Source organism: Paenibacillus sp. BSR1-1 (assembly GCF_030403775.1).
Lineage (GTDB): Bacteria > Bacillota > Bacilli > Bacillales > Cytobacillaceae > Neobacillus.
Map to the genome: position 1 here is coordinate 58,347 of NZ_JAQMWQ010000014.1, position 25,470 is coordinate 83,816.

General features: G+C 38.8%; 26 protein-coding genes. 20 read left to right on the plus strand and 6 right to left on the minus strand.

What is annotated here, in order from left to right:
* Positions 1-14 precede the first annotated feature (14 nt).
* The gene (locus PH210_RS18535; RefSeq protein WP_289987631.1) at positions 15-902 is read left to right on the plus strand and encodes a LysR family transcriptional regulator; all 888 of its coding nucleotides are present in this window, start codon (positions 15-17) and stop codon (positions 900-902) included.
* 184 nt (positions 903-1,086) lie between these two features.
* Here PH210_RS18535 and PH210_RS18540 read toward each other — a convergent pair whose 3' ends face one another.
* Complete coding sequence (locus PH210_RS18540; protein WP_289987633.1) at positions 1,087-2,457, minus strand: amino acid permease; 1,371 nt, start codon at positions 2,455-2,457, stop codon at positions 1,087-1,089.
* Between the two features lie 183 nt (positions 2,458-2,640).
* On the opposite strand from PH210_RS18540, the gene PH210_RS18545 reads away from it, so the two are divergent.
* Positions 2,641-2,769 (plus strand): hypothetical protein, encoded by a 129-nt coding sequence (locus PH210_RS18545; protein ID WP_289987635.1) that lies wholly within the window; start codon positions 2,641-2,643, stop codon positions 2,767-2,769.
* Positions 2,770-2,839: 70 nt separating this feature from the next.
* On the opposite strand, the gene PH210_RS18550 is transcribed toward PH210_RS18545, so the two are convergent.
* Positions 2,840-3,061 carry a DeoR family transcriptional regulator gene (locus PH210_RS18550; protein ID WP_173058944.1) on the minus strand — a complete coding sequence of 74 codons (222 nt, stop codon included), beginning with the start codon at positions 3,059-3,061 and terminating at the stop codon, positions 2,840-2,842.
* Positions 3,062-3,480: 419 nt separating this feature from the next.
* On the opposite strand from PH210_RS18550, the gene dat reads away from it, so the two are divergent.
* The gene (gene dat, locus PH210_RS18555; protein WP_289987640.1) at positions 3,481-4,335 is read left to right on the plus strand and encodes a D-amino-acid transaminase; all 855 of its coding nucleotides are present in this window, start codon (positions 3,481-3,483) and stop codon (positions 4,333-4,335) included.
* Positions 4,336-4,375: 40 nt separating this feature from the next.
* On the opposite strand, the gene cysK is transcribed toward dat, so the two are convergent.
* Positions 4,376-5,308 carry a cysteine synthase A gene (gene cysK / locus PH210_RS18560; protein WP_289987642.1) on the minus strand — a complete coding sequence of 311 codons (933 nt, stop codon included), beginning with the start codon at positions 5,306-5,308 and terminating at the stop codon, positions 4,376-4,378.
* 144 nt (positions 5,309-5,452) lie between these two features.
* Between cysK and thpR the strand changes: the two genes are divergently transcribed.
* The 4 genes from thpR to PH210_RS18580 all read left to right on the plus strand — a co-directional run bounded on the left by thpR (position 5,453) and on the right by PH210_RS18580 (position 10,139).
* Positions 5,453-6,019: an RNA 2',3'-cyclic phosphodiesterase gene (gene thpR / locus PH210_RS18565; RefSeq protein ID WP_289987644.1), complete on the plus strand. Its 567-nt coding sequence runs from the start codon at positions 5,453-5,455 to the stop codon at positions 6,017-6,019.
* A gap of 21 nt (positions 6,020-6,040) precedes the next feature.
* Complete coding sequence (locus PH210_RS18570; protein ID WP_289987646.1) at positions 6,041-7,024, plus strand: diacylglycerol/lipid kinase family protein; 984 nt, start codon at positions 6,041-6,043, stop codon at positions 7,022-7,024.
* A complete protein-coding gene (gene pulA, locus PH210_RS18575; protein WP_289987647.1) occupies positions 7,011-9,140 on the plus strand; it encodes a type I pullulanase in 2,130 nt (709 codons plus the stop codon). The genes PH210_RS18570 and pulA overlap by 14 nt, the downstream gene beginning before the upstream one ends.
* A 225-nt stretch (positions 9,141-9,365) precedes the next feature.
* Positions 9,366-10,139, plus strand: a complete 774-nt coding sequence (locus PH210_RS18580) for a phosphotransferase family protein (RefSeq protein WP_289987649.1) — start codon at positions 9,366-9,368, stop codon at positions 10,137-10,139.
* Here the strand turns inward: PH210_RS18580 and PH210_RS18585 are convergent, their stop codons facing one another.
* Entirely contained in the window at positions 10,140-10,418 is a 279-nt protein-coding gene (locus PH210_RS18585) for a YtzH-like family protein (RefSeq protein ID WP_289987652.1), read from the minus strand.
* A 162-nt stretch (positions 10,419-10,580) separates the two neighbouring features.
* On the opposite strand from PH210_RS18585, the gene trmB reads away from it, so the two are divergent.
* Together trmB and PH210_RS18595 are read left to right on the plus strand one after the other, a co-directional pair.
* On the plus strand, positions 10,581-11,225 hold the full coding sequence (trmB, locus tag PH210_RS18590; RefSeq protein WP_289987654.1) for a tRNA (guanosine(46)-N7)-methyltransferase TrmB: 645 nt from the start codon (positions 10,581-10,583) through the stop codon (positions 11,223-11,225).
* Between the two features lie 255 nt (positions 11,226-11,480).
* Positions 11,481-12,317: a YtnP family quorum-quenching lactonase gene (locus PH210_RS18595; protein ID WP_289987655.1), complete on the plus strand. Its 837-nt coding sequence runs from the start codon at positions 11,481-11,483 to the stop codon at positions 12,315-12,317.
* Between the two features lie 39 nt (positions 12,318-12,356).
* Here PH210_RS18595 and PH210_RS18600 read toward each other — a convergent pair whose 3' ends face one another.
* On the minus strand, positions 12,357-12,677 hold the full coding sequence (locus PH210_RS18600; RefSeq protein WP_289987656.1) for a PepSY domain-containing protein: 321 nt from the start codon (positions 12,675-12,677) through the stop codon (positions 12,357-12,359).
* A gap of 179 nt (positions 12,678-12,856) precedes the next feature.
* Here PH210_RS18600 and PH210_RS18605 point away from each other — a divergent pair, with 179 nt between their 5' ends.
* The 6 genes from PH210_RS18605 to murC all read left to right on the plus strand — a co-directional run bounded on the left by PH210_RS18605 (position 12,857) and on the right by murC (position 19,928).
* Positions 12,857-13,924 carry a M42 family metallopeptidase gene (locus PH210_RS18605; protein WP_289987657.1) on the plus strand — a complete coding sequence of 356 codons (1,068 nt, stop codon included), beginning with the start codon at positions 12,857-12,859 and terminating at the stop codon, positions 13,922-13,924.
* A 54-nt stretch (positions 13,925-13,978) separates the two neighbouring features.
* Positions 13,979-14,500 (plus strand): DUF84 family protein, encoded by a 522-nt coding sequence (locus tag PH210_RS18610; RefSeq protein ID WP_289987659.1) that lies wholly within the window; start codon positions 13,979-13,981, stop codon positions 14,498-14,500.
* Between the two features lie 225 nt (positions 14,501-14,725).
* Positions 14,726-15,043 carry a thioredoxin family protein gene (locus PH210_RS18615; protein WP_289987660.1) on the plus strand — a complete coding sequence of 106 codons (318 nt, stop codon included), beginning with the start codon at positions 14,726-14,728 and terminating at the stop codon, positions 15,041-15,043.
* Between the two features lie 88 nt (positions 15,044-15,131).
* The gene (locus tag PH210_RS18620; RefSeq protein WP_289987739.1) at positions 15,132-15,920 is read left to right on the plus strand and encodes a DUF1444 domain-containing protein; all 789 of its coding nucleotides are present in this window, start codon (positions 15,132-15,134) and stop codon (positions 15,918-15,920) included.
* Positions 15,921-16,365: 445 nt separating this feature from the next.
* A complete protein-coding gene (locus tag PH210_RS18625) occupies positions 16,366-18,390 on the plus strand; it encodes a DNA translocase FtsK (protein ID WP_483312125.1) in 2,025 nt (674 codons plus the stop codon).
* 236 nt (positions 18,391-18,626) lie between these two features.
* Positions 18,627-19,928 carry a UDP-N-acetylmuramate--L-alanine ligase gene (gene murC / locus PH210_RS18630; protein WP_289987665.1) on the plus strand — a complete coding sequence of 434 codons (1,302 nt, stop codon included), beginning with the start codon at positions 18,627-18,629 and terminating at the stop codon, positions 19,926-19,928.
* Between the two features lie 38 nt (positions 19,929-19,966).
* On the opposite strand, the gene PH210_RS18635 is transcribed toward murC, so the two are convergent.
* Entirely contained in the window at positions 19,967-21,082 is a 1,116-nt protein-coding gene (locus PH210_RS18635) for an aminopeptidase (RefSeq protein ID WP_289987667.1), read from the minus strand.
* Positions 21,083-21,306: 224 nt separating this feature from the next.
* Here PH210_RS18635 and PH210_RS18640 point away from each other — a divergent pair, with 224 nt between their 5' ends.
* From PH210_RS18640 to ccpA, 5 genes are all read left to right on the plus strand, one after another.
* The gene (locus PH210_RS18640; protein ID WP_289987669.1) at positions 21,307-21,768 is read left to right on the plus strand and encodes a DUF948 domain-containing protein; all 462 of its coding nucleotides are present in this window, start codon (positions 21,307-21,309) and stop codon (positions 21,766-21,768) included.
* A 23-nt stretch (positions 21,769-21,791) separates the two neighbouring features.
* Positions 21,792-22,283 (plus strand): YtxH domain-containing protein, encoded by a 492-nt coding sequence (locus PH210_RS18645; protein WP_289987671.1) that lies wholly within the window; start codon positions 21,792-21,794, stop codon positions 22,281-22,283.
* Between the two features lie 75 nt (positions 22,284-22,358).
* Positions 22,359-22,691: a bacillithiol system redox-active protein YtxJ gene (gene ytxJ, locus PH210_RS18650; RefSeq protein WP_289987673.1), complete on the plus strand. Its 333-nt coding sequence runs from the start codon at positions 22,359-22,361 to the stop codon at positions 22,689-22,691.
* A gap of 252 nt (positions 22,692-22,943) precedes the next feature.
* The gene (locus tag PH210_RS18655; protein ID WP_289987675.1) at positions 22,944-24,020 is read left to right on the plus strand and encodes a bifunctional 3-deoxy-7-phosphoheptulonate synthase/chorismate mutase; all 1,077 of its coding nucleotides are present in this window, start codon (positions 22,944-22,946) and stop codon (positions 24,018-24,020) included.
* A gap of 410 nt (positions 24,021-24,430) precedes the next feature.
* Positions 24,431-25,429 (plus strand): catabolite control protein A, encoded by a 999-nt coding sequence (ccpA, locus tag PH210_RS18660; protein WP_289987678.1) that lies wholly within the window; start codon positions 24,431-24,433, stop codon positions 25,427-25,429.
* The last annotated feature ends 41 nt before the right edge of the window (positions 25,430-25,470 follow it).

The window sequence follows — 25,470 nt, forward strand, 5'->3', positions numbered from 1 at the left end:
AAGGTGGACTAAGCATGGAACTTTTGCAGTTGAAGTATTTCCAAACTGTTGCCAGGCTTGAGCATATGACTCGGGCAGCAGAAGAACTTAAGATTGCCCAGCCATCTTTAAGTAAAACGATATCCCGTTTAGAAGAAGACCTTGGTGTGCCGTTATTCGATCGGGCTAATAGGCAAATCAGTTTAAATGCTTTTGGCAGACTGTTTTTAGAACGAGTGGACCGGGCATTTCTGGAGTTGAATGAGGGAAAAAGAGAAATTGTGGAATTAGCAGAGAGAAGCCAAAATCAAATAACATTGGCCGTCAGCATTCCAAGAGTTTTGCCTGATTTATTGAGTTCGTTTTTAAAGCAATCTCCTGATGTTAAATTTCAGCAGGTATTAGAATCCACTTCTTCCATGAAACGCCAGCTTGAAAAGGCAGAAATTGACTTTTGTATTTCTTCCATGCCGATGGAAGGGGATGAACTTGTTTGGGAACCGCTTATCACCGAAGAAATTTATTTAATTGTTCCATCGCATCATAGGCTGGCCAATCGGGAAAGGATTTATCTTTATGAAGTAAAGGAAGAGCCGTTTATCAGTATGAATACAGGTTATGGGTTCCGGAATCTAACCGATGAATTTTGCCGGCAAGCTGGGTTTGTTCCAACTATCGCGTTCGAAGGGGACGAACCAGGGGTAATTGGTGATCTTGTTAGACAAGGCCTCGGAATTGCTTTTGTACCAGGATTGTCGTGGGTGAATAACTTAAATCCCTTTTCACACAAGCTCCAAATCATTGAACCAAATTGTCAAAGAACAATAGGATTAGGCTGGTCAAAAAGGCGATATCATTCTGATGCGGCCAAGCAATTTCGCCAATTTGTTATCGATTACTTTTCAAGAATATCTCTTTCTTAAAATAGGAAAAAGTCAGCAATATTTGCTGACTCAATCCGTTATAACATTATTAAATTATTACGCTTTCAACAGGCCCGACTGCAGGGACAATCAAAGAATTGGGTATTTAGACACTGACAAAATAAAAAATTGCCGAGAAAAATACTTTTTCTCGACAATCTGAGTCAGCAATATTGCTGACTTTTTATATTTTTCTAATTGAATTCAAGTTTCCTGAGTTCCATCGTTTCTTAACAGCGAAAGAAAGAATAATTAAAACTCCTACCGTTACGAGAGAAACGGTTGATCCAATTACATTGTTAGGGTTTAAAAGAAATCCAATAAAGATGATGCATAAAGAAATAATTGCAAATATGGTTGTATATGGATGCCATTTTACACGAAAAGCCGGTTGCTTTTTATAAAGGGGTCGGAGTTTTAATTGGGCCGCACAAATACTAATCCAAATTAACATTACCGTAAAACCTGGGATGGTCATAAGGTAGCTGATAACCTGACTAGGCGTTATATAAGCTAAATAAACTCCGCCTAAAATAAAGGCACTTGTAATCATGATTCCAGTTAAAGGAATTCCAGACTTCGAGGTTTTTAACAAGCTTTTTGGTGCGACACCACTTTGTGCCATCGAGAATAACGTTCTCGATGTCGCATATATACCTGAATTGGCCGCTGATAGAACGGCTGTTAATAAGACGAAATTCATAATATGTGCTGCACCAGGGAGACCAGTGCTGCTAAAAACCTGAACAAACGGGCTTTCTGCGCCGGAAACTTTATTCCATGGCATAATTCCACAAATAATCAGGATCGGTAAAATGTAAAAAATAATGACGCGCCAAACTGCGCCTTTAATAATTTTCGGCAAAACTCGTTCAGCATCTTTAGTCTCTGTAACCGCAACGCCGATTAATTCAGCACCGCCATAAGAAAACATAACCACTAAAAAAGCACTAAACATGCCGCCTGCACCGTGTGGGAAAAATCCTCCATGTGCTGTAAAGTTGGCGAAGGAATCGTGTGAGGAACCAGGAATGATCCCTAATAGAAGGAAGAATCCCAGCACAATAAAAGCGATTAACGCCAAAATCTTAATTCCTGCAAACCAAAACTCCAGTTCCCCATAATATTTCACTTGGGTTAAATTGATTCCTACAATAACAACTGCACAAAGAAAGCTTAATAACCATAATGGGGCAGAAGGGAACCAATATTGCAGAAAACTTCCAGCTGCTAATAATTCCACTACTGTAACAAGGATCCAGTTAATCCAGTACAGCCAGCCGACAATAAACGAAACCTGAAAGCCAAATGCTTTATTGACTAAATGCTGCACATTGAAGTTCGGAAAGGCCAGCGCCATTTCCCCTAATGCGGCCATGATGATAAAGAGGATGAGCCCGCCAATTAAATAAGTAACGACGACGCTTGGCCCGGCAATATTCAATGTATCCGAGCTTCCTTTAAATATCCCCGTACCAATCATGCCAGCTAGTGCAATAAACTGGACATGCCTCGGCAATAACCCCTTTTTTAAGTTCTGTTGATTATTTTCCATGTTGTTTCAACTCACTTTTCTCTTTTGCTTAGACGCTTTTAAGCGTTAAAGTATTTTATACTAATATAGCATACTATGAAATACTTTCATACCGATTTATTTTTCACTTAAAGAATATTTTTTGCCTTAAGGAAACTTTATTAGATTCGGCGAATATTATAAAACAAATAGGAGGCGAATGAGATGTATATTAACACTCGATTGCAGCGGAGGATTTATCTTTATTCATTTTTATTTAAAAAGCTAGGAATTTTAAGTGAGCAGGAGTTCAATAACATTATCAAATTTGATCAAATGCATGAAAATCGGTAATTTTCAGTAATAAAAAAGCACACGATTATCTCGTGTACTTTTTTTATGCTTATTTTCATGTTTTTTTGTTTTAAGATGACATCTTCACTTTCTTTTCTGTAGTAGTCCATTTTCCGCGGCTTGGGCTTATGACCAAGTCATTATAGGCTAAGACATTTAAATCTCGTTGTATGGTGCGAGGAGTGATACCAAATTCCTCTACAAGTTCCTGCGTTGTTACAGTGCCGTTATTGCGGATAAACATGTAGATACATTTGATGCGGTTTAACATCCGGTTAGTTGAAGGTTTCAAAGAACCACTCCCTATCCTAATTTCAAACCTATGGCTTAATCCCTCTACCGACAGCCTCTTTGACAATATGTAGTTTTCTTTTCCGCGCAGACAACTCCTTTTCATGGATGCTCGAAGTTGGTACTTAGATGTCATACATCTAACCATATTGTACCCATAATTTCTGAAAATTTCTACCACTATAGTAAAATTAACAAAATTATCTTTCTAAATTTACAAAAATTGTTCGGCTTTTTTCCCTCTCTTTCATGGCTGATACTATATCGTATGGGGAATAATGTGTGGTTTATGATAATTTTTTGAATTTTTAGTAAAAAACAATTTAATATTTGGATAGTTTTTTTTAAATTGATAAGATAATTGCCATAATGATATTGTTAAAAAGAAAAGGAATAAGTAAATAAAAGGGGAAATCGGAAATGAAGTTCGCAATTTTAAACGGTACATTAATCGATCGATCTGAAGCAAAAGTGGATGTAGAAGACCGGGGCTATCAATTTGGTGATGGGGTATATGAGGTCATCCGGGTCTATAACGGTAAAATGTTTACTCCAGAAGAACATATGGAGAGATTTGTGAAAAGCTCTAATAGTATCGGTATTTCACTGCCAATTACTACAGAACAAGTAACTCAATTGCTTGAAGAACTTATTGATAAAAATAATCTTCAGCTTGGTACGATTTATATGCAAATCACAAGGGGAGTCGCAGCGCGTAATCATGCTTTCCCAACGGAAGAGACAGTCCCATCGCTGGTGGCTTATACAAAAGAGGTTGGAAGGCCCGCAGAAAGTTTAAAAACGGGTGTAACAACGATTCTCACAGAAGATATCCGCTGGCTGCGCTGTGATATTAAGAGTCTTAATTTATTAGGCAACCTATTAGCAAAACAAAAAGCAGCTGAAGCAGGGGCATTTGAAGCAATCCAGCATCGTGGTCAGGATGTTACCGAAGGAAGCTCGTCGAACATCTATATTGTAAAAAATGGCGTTGTTATTACGCACCAATCAAATAACCTAATTTTAAAAGGAATCACAAAGGATGTTATTTTGGACCTTTGTTTAAAAAATAATATTCCTGTTGAGGAACGAACCTTTACCCTCGTTGAATTGGCCCAGGCTGATGAAGTGTTCATGTCCAGTACAACATCAGAGGTCATGCCGATAATTGAAATCGATGGTAAAAAAGTAAGCGCCGGCTTACCAGGTCCAGTTACAAAAAATCTACAAGAGCTATTTGTTAAAGAAATAGAAAAACAATGTGGAAATCTATAGAATTCGAAAAAGACGTGCTATTTTTAGCACGTCTTTATTTCTATTCGAACTGGAATAAATCGCCAGATAAGTATCTTTCCCCTGTATCACAAGCAATGCATACTACTACCTTATCCGGTGATAATTTCTTTGCGACTTGTAAAGCAGCAAAGCAGGCAGCACCTGAAGAGGGTCCAACAAGTATACCTTCTTCACTAGCTAATCTACGGGAGACTTCATAGGCATCTTCATCCGAGATCTTTTGAATTTCGTCATATACATCTTGGTTAAGAATATCGGGAATAAATCCAGGGCTGGTTCCAACGAGCTTATGTTTGCCGGGTTTCCCGCCAGATAACACAGGCGACCCTTTTGGTTCCACGACATGGATTAATAAGTTATCATAATGTTTTCTTAAAGCTTCTCCTGTACCTGTAATGGTACCACCCGTTCCGGCAGTGGCTACAAAAGCCGACAACGGCTTGCCAATTTCCTCCATCGCTTCGATAATCTCAACAGCAGTAGTGAAACGGTGGGCATCCGGGTTTGCCTCATTCTCAAACTGCATGGGAATAAAACTATTTGGAATAACTTTTGCTAATTCTTGTGCTTTTTTTATCGCACCCGGCATTTTTTCCTCCCCTGGAGTAAGAACAACCTCTGCACCGTAAGCTTTTAAAATATTAATTCGTTCCTGTGTCATCGTGTCAGGCATCACGATAACCGAGCGATAGCCGCGAGCCGCTGCATTCATTGCTAAACCGATACCTGTATTACCACTGGTCGGTTCTATGATGGTGGAGCCTTTGGTTAATTTTCCTGCTTTTTCAGCCTCGTATATCATATTAAAAGCGGCACGATCTTTTACACTTTTACTAGGGTTAAAAAACTCTAGCTTTAAATATACAGAAGCTCCGTCTTTAGGAGCAAGGCGATTTAATTTGACAAGTGGTGTGTCTCCGATTAGTTCGGCAATATTATTTACGACTTTCATTTGGGCCCTTCCTTTCTGTACCTGCTATCCTAATGATAAATAATTTTCTTGGCAATGTAAAAAATATCGAATAATGTTCTTCGTTAAGTAGATACAATTATGTCAAAATAGACTAAAATTTAATAAAAGAATGGATGAACTATCATGGAACATCGGAACCATTTTTTCTTTGCAGTTAAAATACCTGATGAAACGAAATTACTCCTAAAGGAGCGGCTTGAAAAATTAAAAGAAAGCCTCCCTTTTAACCGCTGGGTTCACCATCAGGATTTGCATATTACCTTGGCCTTTCTAGGAGGGGCTGCTTCTGAAAAGCTGGCAGAAGCAGAAAAAAAGGTGAGAGAAGCTATAAAGGATGAAAATGCATTTAGTTTGAAAATAAACAAACTGGGTATATTTGGTAATCAGGATTCACCCAGGATATTTTGGGCGGATACGATCGAGAGCCGTGAGCTGAATGAACTTAGAGATAAAGTTTTTTCTGCTTGTGAAAAAGCTGGCTTCCAACTAGAAACACGGCCATTTCGCCCCCATATTACATTAGCTAGAAAATGGAATGGGGAACAAGCTTTTCAAAGAGAGCAGCTTGAAGTGTGGCAAGGCCACCAGCCAGAACTACTAACCTTTCAAGCTCAACAAGTAGTGCTTTACCAAACACATCTTCAAAAAACACCTAAATATGAAGCCAAAACGATATATCCTTTAAAATAACATTCAGTAAGGGTTGGCGAAATGAAACAACTATATTTTATTATCAATCCAAAAGCAGGGTACGGCCACTGCTTTAAAATTTGGAGACATATTGAAGCCTTATTAAAGGCAGAACAAATGTCCTACCTGGCATTTTTTACAGAATATCCAGGTCACGCCAAAATTCTCGCCAGCCAAATTGCTGCCAGCAACAATGACCTAAAAATAGTTATAGCTGTCGGCGGAGACGGAACTATGCATGAAGTTATGAATGGCATTGTAAGTAACCATAAAATTACTTTAGGATTTATCCCCGGGGGGTCAGGAAACGATTTTTCACGAGGGTTTCAAATACCTTCAGACCCAATAGAAGCCCTTAAGGTAATAATGCGTTTGATGAAGAAGGAAGGGAACTCAATTGATACCGGAAAAATAGTGCTCGGTGATCGTTCAGAGCATTATTTTATAAACAACATGGGTGCAGGATTTGATGCCCTTATTTCCTATGAAGTGAATCAATCCCCAATAAAGGCCTTATTTAACAAGCTTTCAATGGGACGCTTGGTTTATGTGTATTTTCTCCTAAAAAAGGTTTTTACTTTTAAAACATCTACAATTGATTTATCAATTGACGGGAAAAAGCATATATTTGAAAAAACATGGTTTGTTACCGTTTCCAATCAACCTTATTATGGCGGCGGTATGAAAATTGCTCCTGAAGCCGAACCAGATGATGGATTCTTCGATATAACTGTAGTTCATGAGTTATCTAGAATTAAGCTGTTATTAGTTTTTATAAGTGTTTTTTGGGGGAAACATATCTATTTTAAAGAAGTGAAAACCTTTAAAGGGAGGGTTATTTCCATTCTTTCACATGATACATTCTATGTTCATGGGGATGGAGAGCATCTTGGATCAACACCCTTGACCATTAACCTGCAACAGAAAGCCCTGTCAGTGTTAACAAGAAGGGTTCGTAAAGAAATAGTTGATTTGAAAGAGAGGGACTCGAATGATTGCCACTGAACGAAATTTTCTTGCCTACTTAGATGAAATGAAGATCATTACGATTCTTCTTCCACTTTCATATCATCATGGTTTATCCTCTTCATTCATGGTTTCCGATGACATACAACAGATCCCCTTGACGATTATGGAAAAGCGGCAGATAGAAAACAAGATGAAGTATATTTGCCAGCTTTCAGAGGAAATTTTGTTTGGAAGACAGTATTGGATATTGGATGAGCATGGAGGAAAAACAGATCTTCAGATAGGTGCAGTCATCCGAACGAATTCATTTGATGATAAATTTTATTATGACGGTAACGATCTAGGCGTGACCTATGGTGAAAAGCAAAGTCAGCTGAAAATTTGGGCTCCGACAGCAACTGGAGTCAAATTAAAATTACGTCCTCCTGACAGTCAATTTTCAGAAATTCTAAAAATGAAGCGGGAAGATCGTGGGATCTGGTCCGTTACAGTAAATGGAGATTTAGAATACTATCATTATAGTTTTCTTGTTCACGTTAACCTGGAATGGCGTGAGGTCATTGATCCTTATGTGAAGGCCTTGACGGTAAATGGTGAACATGGTGTGATTGTAAACCTTGCAAAAACAAGGCGGCCCAAAGTCAATCTGCCTTATATCGCAAACCCAGTTGATGTGATTATTTATGAAGCTCATATCAGAGATTTTACCATTCATCCGAGCAGCGGAGTAAAACATAAAGGTCTTTATCTTGGCGCTGGTGAGTTAAACACAAAAGGAAGCGATAGCGGTCCCACGGGATTGTCCTATTTAAAAGAGTTGGGGATTACTCACATTGAATTTCTTCCTTTACATGATTTTGCAGGTGTTAATGAGCTGGAACCAAACAAGGATTATAACTGGGGATATAACCCGCTCCATTTTAATGCTCCAGAAGGCAGTTATTCTACTGATCCCTCTAATCCCTATTCTAGAATTATGGAATTAAAGTATTTAATTGATCAAATTCATCGTTCTGGTCTCAGGGTCATTATGGATGTTGTTTATAATCATATTTATATCCGCGAAAATTCCTCTTTTGAAAAAGTGGTTCCTGGTTATTATTTCCGTCATAATGAGATAGGACTTCCTTCAAACGGGACTGGTGTTGGCAATGATATTGCATCTGAGCGGAAGATGGTTAGAAAGTTTATATTAGACTCGATTCAATATTGGATGGAAGAATACCATATTGATGGCTTTCGATTTGACTTAATGGGTATTTTGGATGTAGAGACAATGAATTTAGTCAGAGCTCTCTGTGACAGCATAGCAAGTGACACGATTATTCTGGGTGAGGGCTGGAACCTAAACACGCCACTTCCACAAGAGCGAAAGGCGATTATAGCGAATCAGGCAAAAATGCCGGGAATAGCCCAGTTTAATGATAGGTTTCGCGACAGTATTAAAGGCAGTACTTTTAATTTATTTGATAAAGGCTATGCTTTAGGAAATGAGCATTACCTAGAGGCTGCAATTGAGTTATTGACAGGAAGCATCGGTTTCAATAAAAAAGGACATGGATTGTTTAATGAACCATTCCAATCAATAAATTATGTTGAATGTCATGATAATCATACGATGTGGGATAAGCTTCTAGCCTGTCACAAAAATACAGATGATTCTTCCCGAATGAAGTATCACCGACTTGCGACAGGGATGGTCTTATTGTCACAAGGGATTCCTTTTCTGCATAGCGGACAGGAGTTTTTTAGAACGAAACAAGGGGATGGAAACAGTTATCGTTCGCCAGATTCCATTAACCAACTCGATTGGGAGCGGAAAAGCACATATAAAGAAAATGTGGAGTATATGAAAGGCCTTATTCAAATCCGAAAAACATACCCCTGCTTTCGAATGAGAACCCAAGCTGAAATTCGCTCGAATATTCGGATTTTACCGTATAACTCCCCTGTTTTAGGAATTTATTATGAAAAGGCAAAAGTAATCTTCATCATTAACTCGTCAACCCGAGAGCACCGGATTACCCTTCCTGAAGGGGACTGGTCTATTTTAGCCAATCATGAATTTGCAGGGATTTCTACATCTAAAGCCTCTACGGTTGGGGAAATATTAATTGAACCAATCTCGCTAAATGTTTTAGTGAAAAAATAGTTTCCCAAGATTACTTGACGAAAAAAGGCAATTGGAGATAAAATTTATTAAGATGGCTATTGTGTGCTATGGTTTCAATAGCCTTTTTTTATTTTTCAAATAAAGGTAAAAAGGCGCATGCGTTTTTATCTAAGGCTATTTTCGCATAATTTTTGTTTTTCGTTAACGAAAAGAGCCCTTCTAAAAAAGCTCCCATTAGAACGGCATAATTGAAGGTGAACAATTTTGGAACATATATTAGGACAAGAGTGGGAAATTATCCCTGCTGGAGGTGCGACAGGAGAAGCATTTTATGCAAGATATGAAGATCAAAGGCTTTTTTTAAAGCGGAATTCTTCTCCCTTCTTAGCGGTACTATCGGCAGAAGGTATCGTCCCAAAGCTTGTTTGGACGAAACGGTTGGAAAACGGAGATGTCATAACAGCACAGCAATGGCTAGAAGGCCGGGAACTGAAACCATCTGAGATGAATCAGGAGCTTGTTGCCAGGCTGTTGAAAAAAATTCACCAATCAGAGCCGATGCTGGGTATGCTTAGCCGGTTAGAAAAATCACCATTGGACCCCGAGACCCTTTATCAAACAGTGATCAATGACTTGGATGAACAAATCCTTGCATTTCCTGAAGTACAAAAAACATTGAATTTCCTAAAGAAGGAAGCAAAAAATGTTTATAGTGAAGAAAAAGTGGTATGTCACGGAGATGTGAATCATAACAACTGGCTGCTTGCGGAAGACAACCAGTTGTATTTAATTGACTGGGACGGGGCGATGATAGCCGACCCTGCAATTGACCTTGGCCTGCTTCTTTATTGGTATATTCCAGAAGAAAATTGGCAGGATTGGCTTAGCATGTACGGGAAAACGCTGACCGATCATTTAAGGCTTAGAATGAAATGGTATACGGCTTTACAGACCTTATCTTCAATCCAATGGTATAAAAATAAACACCGCATCGAAGAAAGGGATAAGTGGATAAAGTTTTTAGCAGAAATCCTCTAATTAAGAAAACTGACCAATATCGTTTACCCATTGTGATAGGTTTTCTTGGTTAGATTGGATATGTTCATCCAAATTAGACGTCCCTGCACCATACTGGCTGTATTGATAAACCTCCTGCAAAATGGTTTTAACATTCTGATCGACCTGTGTGTTAACCATGAGGGATTTCACTAATCGTTCTAGTTGTTCACATTCTGCTACAGACCCGCAGCAATCCGTTTGATGATTGTTTAATATATCCTTTAGTAAGGCAACCTGGTCATTATGACTTAAAGGCATGACAAAACACCCTTTCAAGTGGGATTTTATAAAAAGAATTCACAGTTAGGTTGTGAATTCTTTTTTTGTTTATGCATTTTGCTTTTTTCCAATAAGATTGGCTTGCAAGTGAAAGTATCACGTGTTATGGTTTGAACGAAATTAATTTTTAGGAGTGCGAAAATGAGACTTAGAAATAAACCTTGGGCAAAGGATAAAATAGAGCAGCATCCTCAATATATCGTAGCGAATCCAGAATTGTATAAAGGTAAATGGCATGAGGTATTTGGAAATGAGCAACCTCTTCATATCGAGGTTGGAACTGGAAAAGGCAGATTCATTACCGAAATGGCTAGAGCGAATCCAGAAATTAATTATATGGGCATTGAATTGTATGACAGTGTCATCGTTGCGGCTTTAGAACGTTTAATTGAAGCGGACTTGCCAAACCTTAGACTTCTTAATGTGAATGCGGCTGATTTAGAGAAATATTTTGCGAAAAATGATGTGGACCGTGTTTATTTAAATTTCTCAGATCCATGGCCAAAAGTACGTCATGAAAAAAGAAGATTGACCTATAAAGATTTCTTAAAGCTTTATGAAGGTATTATGGTTGATGGCGGGGAAATTCATTTTAAAACAGACAATCAAGGCCTGTTTGAATATTCGCTTATGAGCTTTTCAGAATACGGCTTATTGTTAAAATATCTTAGCTTAGATTTCCATAAGAGTGGTTACGAAGGTAATATCATGACGGAATACGAAGAGAAATTCTCCGAAATGGGGAATCGTATCTACCGCAGTGAAGTAAAATATCAAAACCTATAGTAAGAACAGTTCCTTTTATGGACTGTTCTTTTTATTTTTCCTAAGGCTATTTTCGCATAAATTGTTGTTTTTCGTATAAGTTTCTCAACCCGTATAACTAGTAGCTTCGGGGCATCTTTTCGTTAGAACATTTGCGAAAATTGCCCAGAAACTTAGTAAATGAACCTTATTAAGTTTCAAAAGCAACAAAGGTTACGAAAAGAGCCTTTCCTAAATATGGGACAATGTTAAAATAGAATAAAGGGGGTTGAAAGAATGCAAACATTAAATATTGGAAACGTAACTCTGACATGGTTATCAGGCGGAGTTACAAATTTAGATGGCGGTGCCATGTTTGGCGTGGTTCCTAAAGGATTATGGTCGAAGAAATATCCACCTAATGATAAAAACCAAATCGAATTGCCAACTGACCCCATTCTAATTCAAATGAATGGTAAAAATTTATTAGTTGAATCTGGGATTGGCAATGGAAAGTTAACAGAGAAACAACTAAGAAATTATGGGGTGACAAGAGAATCTGAGGTTGATAAGTCATTAGTGGAACTGGGATTAAATGCCAGTGACATCGATTATGTGTTAATGACACATTTACATTTTGACCATGCCAGTGGATTAACGAAGCTTGTAGATGGCGGGTATAAATCTTCCTTCCCAAATGCGAAAATCATCACTTCAAATGTGGAATGGGAAGAGATGCAAAACCCGAATATCCGGTCCAAGAATACATATTGGAAAGAAAACTGGGAAGCCATTGAAACACAGGTCGAAACATTCGATGAATCGTGGAATTTCGGAGCGATTCGAATGATCCATACAGGCGGACATAGCAATGGGCATTCGATCCTTATTATTGAGGATGAAGGAGAAATGGCCATCCATATGGCGGATCTTATGGCGACACATGCCCATCACAATGTTTTATGGGTAATGGCCTATGATGATTATCCAATGGACTCCATTGCTGCTAAAGAAAAATGGGTATCCTATGCAATCGAGAGAAAGGCATGGTTTACGTTTTACCATGATGCCTTTTACCGTGCTGTCAAATGGGACTTAAATGGAAAAATAGCCGAAGGCATAAAACGGATTTAATAAAACAACAGCCGCATCAATGTAGGATGCGGCTGTTTGTTAATTGTTGGTTAAAGGTTGTATATCTAGAATGGTACCTGTTTGGGCATCGGCGGTAAACTCAAATTGTTCATTTAATCCGTTGTTGTTTTTGGAGATGCCGCCTTTATAAACCTGATATTTTATTTGCCGCTTTTCGTACGGCTCAGCAGCCATGTGGATCCACGAACCACTAATAGGTCCATTTTGCTTAAATTGTTTTTTGACGTGCGCCAAAACTTTTTCAGGTGAGACAGTTGTTTTTTGGCTTAGGATTTCCTTTGCCGCATACCCGCCAATCGCACCAAAGGCAGCACCGAGAAGAAATGATTTCCAATTCAAAAAAAGCACCCCCATCTATTCAGAAAATATCATGAGCAAACAATTCCAACTTCAGTATATCTTATTTGGATAGTAGAAGATAATATAAAGTCGGATTAGAAATAGTGGTAAGGGGTTCGGATTTTCTGTAAAATAAAAGGATACATAATAATTTCAAGAAAAACTAAAGGAGTCTGACTATGAACGAACAAACCTTAAAGCTTTTTCAAACGCTAACAGAGCTCCCTGGAGCCCCTGGGAATGAACATTTAGTTAGAAACTTCATGAGGGAACAATTATCAAAGTATGCGGATGAAATCGTTCAAGATAAATTAGGCAGCATTTTTGGTGTAAAAAAAGGTTCCGGACCTACCGTTATGGTAGCAGGACATATGGATGAAGTAGGGTTCATGGTTACTGCCATTACAGATAATGGAATGCTTCGTTTTCAGCCGCTAGGCGGATGGTGGAGTCAGGTTATATTAGCGCAGCGTGTTCAAATCATGACTAAGAATGGTCCTATTATCGGAGTAGTGGGTTCTATCCCTCCCCATCTTTTGGACGAAACGAAACGAAACAAGCCTATGGAAATTAAAAATATGCTGATCGACATCGGAGCAGATAATCGTGAAGATGCCGAAAGGATTGGAATTAAGCCAGGTCAGGTAATCCTGCCGATTTGTCCGTTTACGCCGATGGCAAATGAAAAGAAGATATTAGCAAAAGCTTGGGACAATCGCTATGGCTGTGGCCTCGCGATTGAATTGCTACAAGAACTAAAGGATGAGAAATTGCCAAACACCCTTTATTCAGGTGCAACTGTTCAGGAGGAAGTAGGCCTGCGTGGAGCACAAACGGCTGCCAATATGATTAATCCTGACATTTTTTTCGCGCTTGATGCGAGTCCTGCTAATGATATGACCGGAAACAAATTAGAGTTTGGTCATTTAGGAAAAGGGGCATTGCTCCGTATCCTGGATAAATCGATGGTTACACATCGTGGAATGAGGGAATTTGTTCTGGATATGGCTGAAACGCACAATATTCCTTATCAATATTTTGTTTCACAAGGCGGAACAGATGCCGGCCGGGTACATCAATCCAATCAAGGTGTTCCTAGTGCAGTTATTGGCATTTGTTCACGCTATATTCATACTCACGCCTCCATCGTTCACGTCGATGATTATGCTGCTGCAAAAGAATTGTTAATAAAATTAGTGAAGTCTTGTGATCAAACGACAGTTGATACGATTAAAGCAAACAGTTAATTTTAGGGGGGCATTCTACATGCCTCCTTTTCATATGCAAAAGGAGATGCTTACATGAAAATCATAATTGGATCAAAGAACCAGGCAAAAATTACAGCCGTAAAAAATTGCTTCCCTAATCAAGAGGCAGAGTTTATTGCTATGGATATTCCTTCAGGAGTAAATGCTCAGCCTTTTTCAGATGAAGAAACAATTCTTGGTGCGGTGAACCGGGCAGTAGAAGCGTTAAATCAAGGCAATGGCGATATTGGGATTGGTCTTGAAGGAGGCGTACAGGAAACCAGCCAGGGCTTAATGATTTGTAACTGGGGAGCGCTGGCATCAAAAGATATGGCACCGATTATTGCCGGTGGTGCCAGGGTTTTATTGCCTGAAGAAATAGCAGTAAGACTTCGCGCCGGAGACGAGCTCGGACCAGTCATGGATGATTACGCAAATATGAAAAATGTCAGAAAACACGAAGGGGCAATTGGAATTTTCACAAATGGACTCGTTAATCGAGTGGAAATGTTTACCCATGTCATGAAACTCCTTATTGGACAATATACCTATCAAAAAACACATTTAGAAGATTAATTCCTCTTTCAGTCGGAATAGGCGGTACAAAAATTATGGCTCAGACGGAAACCAGTGACGTGGCTGAAAATGGAAAAGCGATGATGCAAATTGTTAATTCAGTTTAGAGTGGTAAATAATAGGCAAGTCATGGGACATTTTCAAAAATGCAAATCCATGGACTAATCGGCAGAATGGCTGATATGATTTAAGAAGATCAAGATAATTCCAACGGAGGCGTTGAATTTGAAACATTTAGAATCAATCGAGGAATTTGAACAGCTAAGAGATAATGGGAAAACGATTTTTATGTTTTCGGCAGTGTGGTGTGGAGATTGCCGTTTTATTGAACCAGCACTGCCTGAAATTGAAGCGGAATTTACGGAATATACCTTTATCCATATAGACCGCGATCAATTTATCGATTTATGCCAGCAAGTAGATGTGTTCGGGATTCCAAGCTTTATTGCCTATGAAAACGGGAAAGAGCTTGGCCGTTTTGTAAGTAAGGATCGCAAAACACAAGAAGAAATTGAAGGATTTATCAAGGGGTTGAAATCATAATACCAACTAGCTCCCTCTCCTTTTGAGATGGGGGTTTTTTAATGTACAATAAGGGAAATACCCTTTTAAGGAGGGAAACATGTTGAAGATGGATAGTAAAAAGATGCGTAAAGAACTTGAAGCAAGGTTGGCTGCCAAGGATCGTCTTATCACTTATGACCGCGAGAAAGATCAGCTTCGAATCGAAAGTGAGGTAGTCAAGAAAGGGATTACCATTTCCTTGCCTGGAATTGTGGCTAAATGGAATACAGAAAAAGAGAAGGCTATCGATGAAGTTGTTTATTATATCGAAGAAGGCCTGCGTGCTATGGAGGACACCGTCCAATTAACGGATCACGAAAAAAGAATTTTCCCTGTCATTCGCTCCTCATCTTTTCCGAAGGAAGCAGAGGACGGTGTTCCGTTTTTAATCGATGAACATACAGCTGAAACAAAAATTTATTATGCCTATGATATGGGTAAAACCTACCGGTTAATTGATGCTCGTGTGATGGAAAAAGAGGGATGGGTCCATTCCCGAATAAAGGAGATTGCCCTATTTAATGTAAGATCACTGTCAACAGCGCTAAAAGAAGATCAGGTTGCCGGAAATACCTTTTATTTTCTTAACACGAATGATGGGTATGATGCCAGCAGGATATTAAATAAAGGTTTCTTAATGGATATTGAGAAACAAATTACCGGGACGATGGTGATTGCCGTGCCGCATCAAGATGTATTAATTATCGGCGATATCCGTAATGACCGGGGATACGATGTATTAGCGCAAATGGCTATGAGCTTTTTTGCTAATGGCCGGGTCCCGATTACAGCGTTATCCTTTTTATATGAAAATGGGGAATTAGAGCCTATTTTTATTTTAGGAAAAAATAAATAAAATAGAATTCAAAGAGATCACATTCTAGGTGGTCTTTTTTCATTCATTCGAAGATATTTCGGCTGATTCTGTGAAATTTTGTCGAAAAAATATCAATAACTGATAAAATAGAATGATAGATGAAAGAGAAAGAGTGATAGTTTTGAGTTGGATCCAAGACTTTTTTCAAAGGTTTAAAAAAGATGAGGAAGAGGAATTTAACCATTTAACGATACAAAATAAAAATACAAATGGCCATCCAATTCTGAACAATGATGATAACATTAAGGATTTAGAGATTAGAATATCTTACCAATATCCCAAAGGTGAGTTTAAGACATCTTACAGTTCAATCAGCAAAAGACGGACAATTGAAGAAACCCCTGTAATCAAAAGAAGAGCAGCAGTAATTCCCGAAAAAAGGGTTAGGAAAGAAAAAACGGAAAGACAAACAGTACAAAAGGAAATGCCAAAAGAAAACAATAAAGTACTAATACCAAAGAAAGAACAGCCGGAAAGAATACGCGGTCCCTTTCATCCAACAGAAATCCCTTCACCTGTTTTTGGATTTAATAGACCTAAAAAAATTGATTCAATCATCGAGCATGAATTAAGCCATTTTTTAGAAGAAGAATTTGAAAGCAATCTAGATTCAATTGCAGCAACTGCGGAAACAGTCTATGAAACAGAAGAGATTGTTTCGGTTAAGGACCATAATAATATGCAAATAGGTGTTAAGGAAGAAGAGATGGCCGCAGTTGTTTCTTTACCAGTTGAGCCTGAGCAAAGTGAAAATTTAAATAATACTAATGATGTTGCAGAAGAGATTGTTGTTGAGAAACCAATTGAGCAGCTGGAAACATCAAGACCTATGCGGTCAAAATTACCTTTTAATGTAATGATGCTCAAACAAGATAAAGAAAAATGGGAAGCAAGAAAAAGTACTAGAAGGGAAGAACGAGAGCAAAGGCCGATAATAGAATCAAGCAAGATTGAAAGTGTTCAAGCAAGTACTCCTGAACCTGAAAAGAAGGATGAAAGCTGCCAACCCCCAGCGTCTCAAGACGGATATAGGTTTCCAGATTCCGGCTTATTAAACCCGCCTATTTTGGAAGAAAAGGATAATGACTGGATTTTATATCTACAGGACCTATTAAATCAAACCTTACAAAACTTTAATGTAGGGGCAAGTGTCGTCAATGTTACTCAGGGGCCTTCTGTCACTCGTTTTGAAGTCCAGCCGGAGCCTGGAGTAAAGGTAAATAAAATAACCAATTTAAGCGATGATATAAAGCTTAGTCTTGCAGCCAGGGATATTCGAATCGAAGCGCCTATCCCTGGAAAACATACGATTGGTATTGAAGTGCCAAATCAAAAATCAAGACCCGTTATGATAAACGAAATTATCGGGAACCGTGTTTTTCAAGAATCAGCATCACCACTAACGGCAGTACTTGGACTTGATATTGGCGGCAACCCGATTGTAACCGACCTAAAAAAAATGCCCCATGGCCTAATTGCGGGAGCAACAGGCTCTGGAAAAAGTGTTTGTATTAACACAATTTTGGTAAGTCTGTTATTTAAAGCTAGTCCTGATGATTTAAAGCTTTTGCTCATTGACCCGAAAATGGTCGAGCTTGCACCATACAATCGGATTCCACACCTGGTGAGCCCTGTTATTACGGATGTAAAGGCAGCAACAGCCGCTTTAAAATGGGCTGTAGAAGAAATGGAGAGACGCTATGAATTGTTTGCTCACACGGGTGTTCGAGACATAAGCCGATTTAATGAACTTGCGATGCAACATAAAAGATATTCTGATAAGCTACCGTTTATCGTGATTATTATTGATGAGCTGGCTGATTTAATGATGATGTCTCCTGCGGATGTCGAAGAAGCCATCTGCCGGATTGCCCAAAAGGCAAGGGCTTGCGGTATTCACCTTATCGTTGCAACGCAAAGGCCTTCAGTGGATGTTATTACCGGATTAATTAAGGCAAATATTCCAACAAGAATTGCTTTTTCAGTTTCCTCACAGGTCGATTCCCGTACCATTATCGACATAAGCGGGGCGGAAAAACTGCTTGGCCGCGGTGATATGTTATTTTTGGAAAATGGCTCTTCAAAGCCAGTCCGCCTGCAGGGTACATTTGTATCTGATGAAGAAATTGATATTATTGTGGCTCATGTCAGGGAGCAGCGGGAGCCTGATTATTTATTCGAGCAGGAGGAGCTTCTTAAAAAAGCACAGGTCACAGAAGAGGAGGATGAGCTGTTTTTTGAAGCCTGTGAATTCATTGTCGATCAAGGCGGTGCATCCACTTCGAGCCTGCAGCGGCGCTTTAAGATCGGCTATAACCGCGCGGCAAGATTGATGGATATGCTGGAGCAGAATGGATATATAACAAGTGCCAATGGAAGCAAGGCGCGAGATGTACTGATTACTGAGGCCGACTTAGAGTCAATACAAGATTCTAGTAATATTGGTTAATCTATAGTATTCTTTATTAACGTGAACAAATAATATATATTGCAAATATAAACGGAATCAAAGCTTCAATTCACAAATAGTTTTTATGAATAAACAATGCTATAATAATGAAATGAATTTATTTAGAAAGTATTTTGGACGTGATATGTACATATGCACATCCACTTTAGTTGTTAGCAAATACAGACAGATGTCATATACTGTTTTACAGATAGACGTTGGTTGGAGGTTCTTCTATGACTATTTACCATTTTGTAGGTATAAAGGGGTCTGGAATGAGTGCACTGGCACAAGTTCTTCATGATATGAAATTTCAGGTGCAGGGCTCCGATGTCGAAAAGCACTTTTTTACTCAGGTGGCACTTGAAAAATCAGGGATTAAGATCCTTCCCTTTCAAAAGGAAAATATCAAGCCAGGAATGACGATTATTGCCGGGAATGCTTTTCCCGATACCCATGAAGAAATACAAAGGGCTATGGAGCTCGGACTTCCTATAGTACGTTACCATCGCTTTTTAGGCGATTTTATGCAAAATTTTACGAGTGTCGCCATTACTGGCGCACATGGGAAAACTTCAACAACAGGGCTGATGTCTCATGTTATCGCTGGTGCCAAGCCAACCTCCTTTTTAATTGGTGATGGGACAGGTAAAGGGGAGGAAGGGGCAGAATACTTTGTTTTTGAAGCTTGTGAATATAGAAGGCATTTCTTATCCTATTTCCCTGACTATGCCATCATGACCAATATTGACTTTGACCATCCTGATTATTTCGCCAATATTGATGATGTATTTTCTGCCTTTCAGGAAATGGCTGTCCAAGTAAAAAAAGGGATATTTGCTTTTGGTGATGACGAACAGCTGCAAAAAATCCAGGCAAAAGTTCCTGTTTTGTTCTACGGATTTGCGGATGAAAATGACTATCAGGCTAAAAATCTCGTGAAGACGACGAATGGGACTACCTTTGATGTCTTTATACGAAATACCTTTTATGATACCTTTTCCATTCCAACCTTTGGTGACCATAGTGTACTAAATGCATTAGCGGTCATTGGTTTATGCCATTATGAAGAAATCAATGCTGAAACAGTCAAGGAAAGATTAATGACTTTCCAAGGTGTAAAAAGAAGATTTTCTGAAAAAAATATGGGTTCCCAAATCTTAATTGATGATTATGCCCACCACCCGACTGAAATTAAAGCAACCATTGAGGCAGCTCAGCAAAAATATCCTGACCGCGAAATTGTAGCTGTATTCCAGCCCCATACGTTCACACGGACGCAAGCATTCTTAGAGGATTTTGCGGAAAGCCTGCGAAGGGCTGACAAAGCCTTTTTGTGTGAAATTTTTGGATCTGCCCGTGAAAAGCATGGCAAGCTGTCCATCAAGGATTTACAGGAAAAAATTCCTGGGGCTGAATTGCTGTCTGAAGAAAACACGTCAGTGTTAAAAGACTTTAACAACAGCGTCATTATTTTTATGGGTGCCGGAGACATTCAAAAATTCCAGGAATCCTATGAAAAACAAGTTGTACAATAAAGAAGAAAGGATGCCGTCACAAGCGGCATCCTTTCTTTTTACTTCAATTTATCAGGATTTAATAACTCTAACTCCGGAAGGACAAACAGTCCATCCTTGCGGATCAGAACATCATCAAAATACATTTCCCCGCCTCCATATTCAGGCCGCTGAATATTGACCATATCCCAATGAATATTGGAATGATTGTCATTGAAGGCATCATCATAGCATTGGCCAGGAGTAAAGTGGAAGCTGCCGGCTATTTTTTCATCAAACAAAATATCCTGCATTGGATTGAGGATAAATGGATTGACCCCAATAGCAAACTCCCCAATATAGCGAGCCCCTTCATCAGTGTCAAAGATTTTATTTATCCTTGTACTATCATTTGCTTCTGCTTCAACTATTTTTCCATCTTTAAAGGTTAGCTTCACATTTTCAAATGTAAAGCCTTGGTATGGTGAAGGCGTATTATAAGTAATGACCCCGTTAACTGAATTCCGGACTGGAGCCGTGTACACTTCCCCATCTGGAATATTTAATCTTCCAGCACATTTAATGGCTGGAATATCCTTAATAGAGAAAGTCAGGTCTGTTCCAGGACCGGTTATGCGGACTTTGTCAGTACGGTTCATCAAGTCTACCAGACTATCCATAGCTTTATCCATTTTTCCGTAATCCAGGTTACAAACATCAAAATAAAAGTCCTCAAATGCTTCGGTACTCATTTTTGCTAGTTGTGCCATGTTTGAAGTCGGATAGCGGAGGACAACCCATTTTGTTTTCGGCACACGGATATCGCGGTGTACCTTTTTGCCAATGGTATTACCATGAATTTTCATTTTGTCATCAGGCACATCTGCCTGTTCATTGATGTTGCTGCCTGAACGCAGCCCTATGTATGCATCCATTTTACTCATAACATTTGCTTCAAATTCAGCCATCATATTAAACTGTTCTTCCTTGGCACCTAATAATAAAGAACGATCAACTTGATGATCTTTGATTAAAACGAAAGGATAACCGCCAGCTTCATAGGCTTCTTTCACAAGGGCTGTGACAAGCTCCCGCTGCAGCCCAAAGTTTTCAATTAGCACTTTTTCTCCTTTTTGAAGCTGAACAGAATAATTAATTAAATTTTTAGCTAGTTTCTCAATACGAGGATCCCTCATCATAATGCCTCCTACACAAAAAATTACATACAAGTATTATTGTAACCGAGTGAGAGGAAAAGTTCATAGATAAAGTTCGTACTAATGATTTACGGATGAATTTTTTAAAACAATTGGCAGGAAATGAGGACAAAGATATTGAAGTAGTATAAGATTATTAGCGAGGTTTATATCCATCACTGATGGGTAATACATAATGATAGAGTTAAGGCGGAGGTATCACAATGCAAATTATTTTATACTTAAGCGTAGCCTTGATCGCGATTGCGTTTCTTGTGCTCGTCATCTACTTATCGAAAACGCTTAAATCCCTTCAAGAGACACTGGCAGGCGTTTCCGGCACGTTAAAGGGCTTAGAAAAACAGCTTGATGGCGTTATGGGTGAAACTCATCTGCTTCTACAAAAAACGAATGCATTGGCGGAGGATATTCATCAAAAATCCAAAGAACTAAATAGTGTGGTTACAGCGGTAAAGGATGTTGGTACTACTATTAACGGATTTAATGGAACGCTTAAAAGCATCACAACCTCAGTGGACCAAACAGTGGAGGATAGCAAGGAAAAGGTTGCGCAGATCATTCAATGGAGCAATATTCTCCTCGAATTAAAGGATAAATGGCAGGCTAGAAAGCAAGCAAATAATGAAGTAAATTCTGAAGATAAACCGAGAATCAGAGCCCATTAAATAAATTCAGGGAGGTAATATAAATGTCAAATAGAGATTATGAATCTCGAGAAACAAACCAAATCCGCAATGAAGGAACATCATCCGGCTTTTTATTAGGAGCGTTAATCGGAGGGGCAGTCGGAGCTGCAGCGGCACTGCTTTTGGCTCCAAAAACCGGGAAAGAACTGCGTATAACTTTAAGCAGTCAAGCAGGTTCCATTATGGAAAAAACTGCCGATTTACGGGAGAATGTAGTGAGTAAAAGCAATGATTTAGCATCAAAAACTTCTTCACTTTCTCAAGGTTTAATCCAGCAATCCTCTGGGCTGATAAACAAGGCGAAGAACAAACCGTCAACTAAAGCTGAAGCTGGTGAGGAATCAAGTCCTGCCTATATTTCAATAGGGAATCCAAAAGCAACTTTTCCGAAAAAAACAGTTGATGAGACAACATTAGACAGTGTTGAAATCAGGAAAAGAATAGCTGAAGCAGAAAAGGCATTGCAAGAAGAAGAAAGTAAGGTCAAGCTTTAAATCTGTTTATTTGTTATAGGTACGGTGAAGTGATAAAATTACTTCACCGTTTATTTATTTTAGGGAGGTTTTTTTATGTTAGAAAAAATTGACACAGTCGAACAATTTGAGGATTTACTCCAAAAAGAAAGTAAATTTTATCTGTTAAAGCATAGTTTAACATGTCCAATCAGTCATGCTGCGTATAAGGAATATGAAAAATATGCAGATGAAAATCAGGAAATCCCAACGTATTTCTTAGCTGTTCAGGATTCACGCCCACTGTCAAATGATATTGCCGAAAAATTTCAAATTAAACATGAATCCCCGCAAGCAATTCTGTTTTCAAATGGAGAAGCTAAGTGGAATGCTTCCCATTGGAAAATAACAAACCGCTCTTTAGCAAATGCTATGAATGAAAATAAATAAAAAATAATATGTAATTTAAGCACATTTTCATCACGGAAAACATAAATTGCTTAAATATATGAAACAAACACTTTAACGCTTAAAAGCGTCTAACCATTAAAGAAAAAAGAGATGACAAAAAAATCTTAATCCGCTATAATAAAGCCTAAATAAAAATGTTTTAAAATTTCAAATTTTTAAGCTTGTGAACCAGTAAACATTTGCCGAAAGAGTAATAATACTGATTTGCAAAAGAAAGGACGGGGATGCGTAATGGGTACAAATCAATTGGATCAATTGAGAGCGCGTGTAGATGAAGTAAACTTGGAGTTGTTGAGGCTGATTAATGAAAGAGCTCACCTCGTCCAAGAGATTGGACAGGTAAAAGGTAATCAAGGAGTATACCGTTACGATCCAGTCCGCGAAAGAAAAATGCTTGAGGTTATCAAAGAGCACAACGATGGTCCGTTTGAAGATGCAACTATTGATCATATCTTCAAAGAAATCTTTAAAGCAGGTTTAAATTTACAAAAAGATGATCATGAAAAAGCATTACTTGTCTCAAGAAAGAAAAAGCCTGAGGACACCATTGTAACCTTAAAGGGTGAAACTGTCGGCGATGGTAAACCGCATTTTGTCTTTGGACCTTGTGCTGTTGAATCCTATGAGCAAGTAGCTACTGTGGCAAAGGCTATGAAAGAGAAAGGTCTAAAGCTCCTTCGTGGTGGTGCGTATAAGCCTAGAACTTCTCCATATGATTTCCAAGGCTTAGGTGTAGAAGGATTAAAAATTTTAAAACGTGTTGCAGATGAATTTGATATGGCTGTTATTAGTGAAATCGTAAACCCTGCTGATATTGAAATGGCGATTGATTACATTGATGTCATTCAAATCGGCGCCCGAAATATGCAAAACTTTGAACTATTAAAAGCGGCTGGTGCTGTTAAGAAGCCAGTGCTACTAAAAAGAGGTATTGCAGCAACAATAGAAGAGTTTATTAATGCGGCTGAATACATTATGTCACAAGGCAATGGCCAAATTATTCTTTGTGAACGAGGAATTAGAACTTATGAAAGAGCAACAAGAAACACGCTTGATATTTCAGCAGTTCCAATTTTGAAACAAGAAACGCATTTGCCGGTAATGGTCGATGTAACACATTCCACAGGAAGAAGGGACTTGCTTCTTCCTGCTGCTAAGGCTGCACTTGCTATTGGGGCAGACGGCGTAATGGCTGAAGTACATCCAGACCCTGCTGTTGCTCTTTCAGACGCACAGCAGCAAATGAATCTTGAGCAGTTTGACCAATTCTATAACGAATTGCTTGCATCAAACTTTGTCCGGATTTAATATTGCCAATCATTCAAAAAAAACCTTCTGCATATGCCTGCAGAAGGTTTTTTATTTGTTAGGTAAAAAACTCATTTTTGATAATACCACTTGTTGATTGGAGCGGAAGGCGCGAAGACTCCTGCGGGAGGACGGGGCAGGGGAGACCCCACAGGCGCTTAAGCGCCGAGGAGGCTCGCCGGACCGCCCGCGGAAAGCGAAGCGCCTGGAGCGCAAATCAACGGCCAAGTTGAACACAGTCTAAAAAGAAAATATATAGAAAATATGACCAATGCGATTGCAGGTTTAATCTTCTTATCGTATAGTTAAAGACATATATCAAATTGTATATTTTCTCACAAAGCGGATAGGTTTTTACTAGCTGCAGTAAAATAAGAGAAATAAGGATCGTTTTAGGAGAGTGTTTAAACGTGAATATTACCATTTATGATGTTGCCCGCGAAGCTAACGTTTCCATGGCAACGGTCTCACGCGTAGTGAATGGAAATCCAAATGTAAAACCAGTAACACGGAAAAAAGTATTAGAAGTAATTGAACGACTTGGCTACCGTCCAAATGCGGTTGCAAGGGGATTGGCAAGTAAAAAAACAACAACAGTCGGAGTCATTATCCCAGATATCTCTAACATCTTTTTTGCTGAATTAGCACGCGGTATTGAAGATATCGCAACGATGTATAAGTACAACATCATTTTGAGTAATTCCGATCAAAATAAAGAAAAAGAATTACACTTGCTTGGTACGATGCTAGGGAAACAAGTAGATGGAATCGTATTCATGGGTGGAAACATTACCGCTGATCATGTTGAGGAATTTGAAAAATCACCAGTCCCAATTGTCCTTGCCGGCTCAATTGAAGAATCAGACAAGATTCCTTCTGTCAACATTGATTATGAAGAAGCAGTATATGATTCTGTTAAGGAATTCATTGAAAAAGGCCATAAAAACGTTGCCTTCGTGATTGGACCTCTTCATGAACCTAAAAATGAACAAAAAAAATTAAAAGGCTATGAGCGTGCTCTTCAAGATGCAGGAATTCCTTTTAATGAAGACCTTGTCGTTGAAGGTGACTATACGTACGATTCTGGTATTGAAGCGTTTGAAAAATTGCTTGAAGCCGAGATGCGCCCTACGGCTATCCTTGTTGGTTCTGATGAAATGGCCCTAGGGGTGGTACATGGCGCCGAGGACAAAGGCTACAAAATTCCGGAAGACTTTGAGGTTATTACATCCGATAATACAAGGCTTTCTTTAATGGTCCGTCCACAGCTGACCACAATTGTCCAGCCTTTATATGATATTGGTGCTGTTGCCATGCGGCTATTAACCAAATTGATGAATAAAGAAAAAACAACCGAAAATATTGTCATTCTACCACATCGAATTGAACATCGCCAATCCACTAAATAAGCAATTAAAAAACACAAGAGAAGATTCTCTTGTGTTTTTTT